Origin of the sequence: Paenibacillus lentus (assembly GCF_042714055.1) — a bacterium.
GTDB lineage: Bacteria > Bacillota > Bacilli > Paenibacillales > Paenibacillaceae > Fontibacillus > Fontibacillus lentus_A.
In genome coordinates this window covers 664397-670396 of sequence record NZ_JBHGVC010000002.1, presented here as the reverse complement: position 1 = coordinate 670396, position 6000 = coordinate 664397, and the positions used below count along the sequence as shown (strand labels likewise).

Annotated in this window: 6 protein-coding genes, 1 tRNA gene and 1 pseudogene; all 8 read right to left on the bottom strand. The window is 49.9% G+C overall.

The genetic code is table 11. The features are described from left to right. A pseudogene (locus ACE3MQ_RS06850) lies at positions 1 to 1230 on the bottom strand (flagellar hook-length control protein FliK); the annotation flags it as partial. Positions 1231 to 1301: 71 nt separating this feature from the next. Then, positions 1302 to 1922, bottom strand: coding sequence for a ribonuclease HII (locus tag ACE3MQ_RS06845; RefSeq protein ID WP_379391846.1), 621 nt, complete (start codon positions 1920 to 1922; stop codon positions 1302 to 1304). Between the two features lie 193 nt (positions 1923 to 2115). Beyond that, positions 2116 to 3090, bottom strand: a complete 975-nt coding sequence (locus ACE3MQ_RS06840) for an MraY family glycosyltransferase (protein ID WP_379391876.1) — start codon at positions 3088 to 3090, stop codon at positions 2116 to 2118. Between the two features lie 124 nt (positions 3091 to 3214). After that, the gene (gene ylqF, locus ACE3MQ_RS06835) at positions 3215 to 4078 is read right to left on the bottom strand and encodes a ribosome biogenesis GTPase YlqF (protein WP_379391845.1); all 864 of its coding nucleotides are present in this window, start codon (positions 4076 to 4078) and stop codon (positions 3215 to 3217) included. A gap of 39 nt (positions 4079 to 4117) precedes the next feature. Beyond that, the gene (gene lepB, locus ACE3MQ_RS06830) at positions 4118 to 4741 is read right to left on the bottom strand and encodes a signal peptidase I (RefSeq protein WP_379391844.1); all 624 of its coding nucleotides are present in this window, start codon (positions 4739 to 4741) and stop codon (positions 4118 to 4120) included. A gap of 105 nt (positions 4742 to 4846) precedes the next feature. Then, positions 4847 to 5191, bottom strand: a complete 345-nt coding sequence (gene rplS / locus ACE3MQ_RS06825; RefSeq protein ID WP_379391843.1) for a 50S ribosomal protein L19 — start codon at positions 5189 to 5191, stop codon at positions 4847 to 4849. Positions 5192 to 5499: 308 nt separating this feature from the next. Further along, a tRNA-Pro gene (locus ACE3MQ_RS06820) sits at positions 5500 to 5573 on the bottom strand. Positions 5574 to 5857: 284 nt separating this feature from the next. After that, positions 5858 to 5986: a hypothetical protein gene (locus tag ACE3MQ_RS06815; RefSeq protein ID WP_379391842.1), complete on the bottom strand. Its 129-nt coding sequence runs from the start codon at positions 5984 to 5986 to the stop codon at positions 5858 to 5860. Between the last annotated feature and the right edge of the window lie 14 nt (positions 5987 to 6000).

Here is a 6000-nt window from a genome sequence, read left to right as displayed (position 1 = left end):
GACAGGGCCACTGCCGCCTGGCGCCTCTGCGCCTCCGGCGGCAGCCCGCTGCGCCGCCCCTGCGGCTGGCGGCGCCTCCTGCGCGCTGCCCGGGGCTGCGCGCAGCACTTGCTGCTCGTGCTCCGCACCGAGCAGCTTCAGCACGCGTCCCACCCACGGCTCTGCCTCGGTGGCGGGACGCGTCAGCGCGGGCGAAGGCCCTGGGGGCACTTCGCCTTGCGCCTGCGCCGCAGGCGCCGGTGCCGCCGCCGCAGGCATGGCGGCTGCAGGGCTATGCGGCTGCAGGCTTGCCGCTGCGCGATCCGCAGCTGGAGCTGCGCTCGGCGTTGGCATCGCCCCGCGCAGCTCCTGCAGCACCTGCTGCAGCTTGACTAATAGCGCCTCAGTGGATCCCCCGGCGCTCGGCACAGCTGCCTGCCGGCTCTGCGCCATTAGTCCCGCAGCTTGGTAGCCTGTCGCCGAATGGGCCACAGTTCCGGCTGGATTTGCCGTAGACATACTGCTAGCGGCATTGGCTGGAATAGAAGCAACATTCGATGCATTCGGAGACGACTGACCAGCCGCCGCCTGAGCCTGCGCTTGAGGCGGGTTAGTCGTATTCGCAGCTCCATCTTTCGTACCATTCCCTCCGGCTGAACGAATAAAATTCCCAAGCAGTTCATCCAACGTGGAGAGCAGTTCGTGAAGAGGCGCGCCAAATACAGCCTGATGCAGGCCGGCGATCGTCTCACCAGTAAGCGGGAGGCCCCGGCCCATAGCAATTCCTGCAGTCTGTATCCATTCCGATAAAGGAACAGCCGCCGGTTTATGCAAAGATAGCTGCTGTAAGGTTTGCAAGCTCTCTTTCGTTAGCGGCAGCCCGCTCGCCCTCATCATCTGCACAAGCTCCCGATTGGCTGCCGTATCCTCCAGCCCCATGGCCGCCAGAGCGCTAGCCAGCGAAGCGGCGGACATCGGTGCCGAACCATTGGAGCCGACGGGCTTTAATACGGCCAAGCCATCGGCTGACGGCTGCTGAACCTGCAGCAGCGTCGTTTCGCCTTGACGAAGCGGAGTCTCCAAGGCAGCGTGAAGCTTCACGCCTTGTACCTGAATTACCGCTTCTTGTCCATTCTCCGAGACACTCAGCACAGTCCCTCTAACCACTTGTCCGGTTTTTAGTTCTAACGCTCGCGGTTCTCCCGGCCGGGTATCCCCCATAAGACTACGCAGCAGCGGTCCGATATTCATGAGCATCCTCCTGTAATCGCAGCAATGATACGGAAAACCCGCCTTACTTAAGACGGGTCAATGAAAAAGCATTAAAACAACGTCTGTTCCTGTACGAATAAATTGCGCATAAAGCTTTTGCGATGCATCGGTGTCGGGCCCAAAGCCTGAATACGCTCCCGATGCAGCTTGGTGGCATATCCCTTGTGCGTGGCAATTCCGTATTCCGGATACAGCACATCCCATTCGCCTTGACATAGGCGATCCCGGGTCACTTTGGCAACGATGGAAGCTGCGGCAATAGACTGACTTACGGCGTCCCCTTTGATGACCGCCATCTGCTCGATATCGACATCAACCTTCTCCGCATCTACGAGGAGAAAATCCGGTCTTATCGCAAGCTGCTCTACAGCCTGCTTCATCGCCAGGCGCGTCGCCTGTTTGATGTTCAGCCGGTCAATCGTCGCTGCATCAACAAATCCCGTGCCTACAGCTAACGCCTCTTTCATAATGATGTCGTATAGTTTATCACGCTTTTTGGCGGTCAGCTTCTTCGAATCATTGACTTCCTCTAAGATTAATCCATGCGGCAAGATGACTGCCGCAGCAACAACGTCACCGAACAGGCAGCCTCGGCCCACTTCGTCAATTCCGGCGATATGATGGAACGAGCGCTGCCAATATTCTTTTTCATACGCTAATAAATCACTCATTTTGCCTCCTTGTATTTTGAAACCCCACCGTCCCGACACGTGAAACATAATGATCTTATAAATTCCGAATGCCTGCTGAATACAAGCCCTACGTCTGGTTATATCAGTAATATCGGAAGCTGAGCCTGATTTATATAGACTTTAAGCAAAATAAAAAGCCGGGTCTCTTCTCCCGGCCAGATATACTTATACTCTAGGTTTGAATAAGGAGCAGTATGATCGAGGACAAGCATAGACAAGTGCTGATCAACCATAAAAACATTACGGTTTGTCGATGGGTCAGGCCTGCCCGAAGCAAGCGATAGTGCACCTGGCTCGCATCCGCCTCATAAATCGATTTCCCCTGTAAAAAGCGTTTGATCACGACAAAAAGATTGTCAAAAATCGGCACACCAAGCGCCAGTACAGGAATAAACAACGATAATACTGTAGCTTGCTTAAATGCACCGTCCAGAGCAATGACCGCTAAAATAAAACCGAGAAACGTTGCCCCCGCATCCCCCATAAAAATTTTGGCTGGCGGCTTATTGTAACGTAAGTAAGCAAGTGCTACTCCAACGAGAATGATGGCCATGATCGCGGAATTGGATTGCCCTTTGGTCACTGCTACGATGAACAAGGTAATCGCGGATATAGCGGATAGTCCCCCAGCTAGCCCGTCCAAACCATCCGAGAAATTAATGACCGTGGTTACCCCGAAGATCCACAGGATCGTCAGGATAAACTGCAATATTCCCGGCAGCACAACATACTCCCCTGAGATTGGGTTAAAAAAGCCGGTAAAGGAAATGCCTGACGCATAAACGATCACGGCAGCCGATACTTGGACAATCAGTTTCGGAAGAGCCGGAAAATCCTTGCCCTTCGTCTTATACCAATCGTCGAGCGTACCGATCACCAGCAGCAATATTCCACCGATAAAGATAGCCAACGTCTCCAAGTTGAACTCTCTGCCAACAACTAAATATGTAACAAAAAAACCAATGAATATGACGTAACTTGCCGTCAGCGGAATCGGCTCGCGGTGCAGCTTGCGCTCTACATCCTTTCTTGGTTTGTCTACGAAGTCAAGCCGAAACGCTAGTCTTCCAAAAGGGGGAATAAGCAAATATACGATAAGAAACGACATAATAAACGAAATTACATATAGAATGATCAACACCACCATCAAGTATAATCAACAAGATTATACAATCTAACCGGAAGATTGTCGATAATCCAGCTAACTTGCCACCGTAAATAGCATAAATAAAAAACCGCCTTCCTGGATGGAAGACGGTCTAACCCTTGATTTAATAAGGAGCCTCTAGGGAATATCTTCCTAGCTTTCCGGCCCGCAGCTCGCGCAATAGCACGCTGGATGCCTTCTCGAGATCCACCCGTCCGCCGCTGATCAAGCAGCCGCGTTTACGGCCTACGGCTTCCATAACAGCCACAATTTCATCCGGGTTCTCGAAATCCTGAGGGGCCTCTGCGATTTCAAAACGTTCCGCAAATGGCTCCCAATAATATTTCGCTAAATATTTCACCGCAAAAAAAGCAATATCTTCAATATTCAGTATTTCTTCACGGATCGCCCCGGTCACGGCCAGTCGATATCCTACGTTCTGATCCTCGAATTTAGGCCATAATATGCCTGGAGTATCGAGCAGTTCCATCTCTGTGCCTACTTTAATCCACTGCTGGCCTTTCGTAATTCCCGGCCGATCCCCGGTCGCCGCGATATTTCGCCCTGCCATCCGGTTAATGAGCGTTGATTTGCCGACGTTCGGAATACCGACAATCAGCGCCCTGACCGCTCTCGGGTTCATGCCTTTAGCCAATTGCTTCTCGATCTTATCCTTCAGCAGTTCTCTAGCCAAGGCAGGAATTTCTTTGACACCCTGCCCGCTGGAAGCATCTACAGCAACAGCAGCAAAGCCCTCTTCCTTAAAATAATCAATCCATTGACGCGTTATCGCAGGGTCTGCCAGGTCGGCTTTGTTCAACAGGATCATTCTCGGCTTTCCTTGCAATATTTCATCGATCATCGGATTTCGGCTAGACAAAGGAAGCCTTGCATCCAGCAGTTCTATTACAACGTCAATCAGCTTCAGCTTCTCCTGAATCTGGCGGCGCGCTCTCGTCATATGTCCGGGAAACCATTGTATCGTCATATCATCACCTCAGCTCCCGTTAATCCCGCTTCCGGGTGTTCATTTATGCTTGATCACTTTAATATCCTTCAAAGGCCAGAACACGAGATCCGCTCTTCCGACGATATCCTTGTACGGCACGAAGCCGATTCTCCGGCTATCCGTGCTGTTCGAGCGATTATCCCCTAGCACGAAGATATGTCCCTCCGGAACCGTACTCTCCGGGACGAATTCATTCGGGAAATTTCCTTCTGTATTATAAAGCTGATTATTATTATGTTTCTCAGTTATGACGTCTTTAATGTATGTTTCGTCAACCACTTCCCCGTTCACCATAACGGTATCGCCCTCAATCTGTACGGTGTCACCGGGAACGCCGATAACCCGTTTGATGAAATCGCGGCCTTGCGAAGGCACATGAAACACGACGACTTCACCATGCTTTGGTGCACGAATGTCATACAGAATTTTGTTAACAATGATTCGTTCGCTCGTATGAAAGTTCGGCTGCATCGACTCTCCGTCTACAATAAAAGGAGCAAAGAACAGCCAACGGATAAGAAGAACCAACACAACAGCAATAACTATGGCTTTTAGCCACTCCAAAGCCTCGTTCTTTTCTTTATTTGGCGGGTCCTGCGGTACGCTGGATTGCCCCGTCTCCGATTGAAATTGCTGTTCCATAGTTCGCAACCTCACTTTATCATAAAATATGTAACGAAAACGGCTGTTCAAACAAATAGTAAAGGGGCTTGAATAAATACAAGCCCCCACTTGATCGTTAACGAATTAACGACGCGCTTCTTTAATTCTCGCTGCTTTACCGCGAAGTTCACGAAGATAGTACAGCTTCGCACGACGCACTTTACCACGGCGAGCCACTTCGATTTTATCGAGTTTCGGGGAATGAAGTGGGAAAGTTCTTTCCACACCAACACCGTTAGAAATTTTACGAACAGTAAAAGTCTCACTGATTCCGCCGCCACGACGCTTAATTACAACACCTTCAAATAGCTGGATACGCTCACGAGTTCCCTCGATAACCTTAACGTGCACTTTCAAAGTGTCACCGGAACGAAAGCTCGGAATATCTTTGCGAAGTTGTTCTTGCGTAATCGCTTGTACGATATTCATCTATGACTCCCTCCTTCCACTCAGGTGTTCTTGCCTCTTCCGGAGAACCCCATGTTCTCCCTCATCATCCGCAGCGGACCACCGAATTCACAACAAGAAAAATTTTATCACATTTAACCAGCGTTAGCAAGCGATAAACGAAACTCTATCGGAGATACCAATCAAAATCGCTAGCCTCGAAACATAGTATTTTCACCCCAAAGCATCTTTGAGAAGAAGCAGCAATTAAGCTCAAATTGTCACAGAATGAACTATGGACAAAAAAAGTTATGCGCGAGCTAATTCTCGTCACATAACTTTATTTAGGATCGGAGTAGCGGGATTCGAACCCACGGCCTCACCCACCCCAAGGGTGCGCGCTACCTGACTGCGCCATACCCCGATTTAATTAATATATGTATATGTCAGGGTTAGCAAAGAAGACCTCAACCTAGCAAAATCCCTTCATATATGAGAAATATTAGCATACTTCACAGGTTAATGTCCAGTGCGCTTCAACCCTGAAGACAAAGAGCGTTTACAGCAAAAAACCTCACTGTAAACGCTCTTATATTACTCGACTTATCTCGTTCTGTCATCAATCATACGGCAATACTTCATTCAACAATTCAAATTCCTCGTCTATTGGGTCAATTAAGTATTCACTTAACATTCAGGTAACCCCCTTCACTGCAAAAGCTTTTTCCGGCCGCCGGCGTAAAAATCGAGGATATCATCAACCGTTAACATCCGATCATCTTCTCTTCGTCCATTATCCTGTGACTGCTGTGGTTCGTTCTTCTCTGTCTGTTCCATGATGTTCTGCCTCC